This window comes from Microcoleus sp. Pol12A5, from assembly GCF_036701435.1.
Taxonomy (GTDB): Bacteria; Cyanobacteriota; Cyanobacteriia; order Cyanobacteriales; family Microcoleaceae; genus Microcoleus.
In genome coordinates this window covers 1-1,031 of the sequence record NZ_JAUBQU010000320.1, presented here as the reverse complement: position 1 = coordinate 1,031, position 1,031 = coordinate 1, and the positions used below count along the sequence as shown (strand labels likewise).

General features: G+C 46.7%; 1 protein-coding gene. It reads left to right on the top strand.

The window, feature by feature from the left end; all coding sequences use genetic code 11:
- The first annotated feature begins 63 nt into the window (after positions 1-63).
- Entirely contained in the window at positions 64-657 is a 594-nt protein-coding gene (locus tag QUA45_RS29005; RefSeq protein ID WP_333223414.1) for a YraN family protein, read from the top strand.
- Positions 658-1,031: the final 374 nt, after the last annotated feature.

Genomic DNA, 1,031 nt, shown 5'->3' with positions numbered 1-1,031 from the left:
AACTCAGCAAGAAAGTATAAATATGTTGGCGAATTCGAGAAATCATCATACAAGTTCAAGCTAATGGGCAGTCGTGACAGTTCAGAATTGAATTCTACCAGAAAGAGCGTCAAGCGTAGCTATCCCGTAGGGAATCGCCCGCTCGCCACGGCTAGCTCCAATTCCGCCCCATCCCCAAACTCTAGGGATATCGGCACATTGGGAGAAAACTTAGTCGCCGATTGGTTGCAGCAGCAAGGTTGGGAAATCCTGCACCGGCAGTGGCACTGTCGCTGGGGAGAGATTGACATCATCGCACTCGGAAGAGATGAAGAAAGCGTAAAAAACCGAGGTCTTCCCAATCACACATCCCCAACAGTAGCATTTGTAGAGGTGAAAACTCGCCGCCGGGGAAATTGGGATGCTGGTGGAATGTTGGCTGTTACCACCACAAAACAAGCCAAACTTTGGCAAACAGCCGAAATATTTTTAAGCACTTATCCAGATTTAGCCAATAATTATTGTCGCTTTGATGTCGCTTTAGTCATGTGCGAACCTTCACAACAAAACACTAAGCGAATATTACCACCATTAACAGCAGCGAACTCTGAATCCGCCGTTGCAGGAAACTACCGACTCACCCTGCAAGAATACATTCGCTCGGCTTTTAGCATTTAAAAATATATAATTAAAATTTAGAGGGTAAAATCTCAAAGCAATGCTACTAGGTAATTTTTAATTGTTAACTTGCCTAGGCAGTCGCGCATTTATCTCTTCTCTTGAGTTCTAACGGAGCTGAAAAAAGCGTTCAATCTTCTCCCGCTTTCCCCTTCTCTCCCTCTCCTGTTCTGTCATCACAGTTAATTTATATGGGTAGCAATTTAGGCCAGAGTTTCCGGGCAATATCCGAGACCCTTGACAAACTGCTGGCGAAACGCTTCAATTTCTTTGCGGTCAGGGCTGCCGTGACAAACGACGGCCACCTGGTAGCGGCGCATCACGCTCAGCGGCGACTGTCCGGTTTCCAAACTCCAAAGCGCCATTTGCAAGCG

Coding starts and splice junctions, on each gene's coding strand:
- QUA45_RS29005 (WP_333223414.1), top strand. CDS start 64: ATGGGCAGTCGTGACAGTTCAGAATTGAATTCTACCAGAAAGAGCGTC.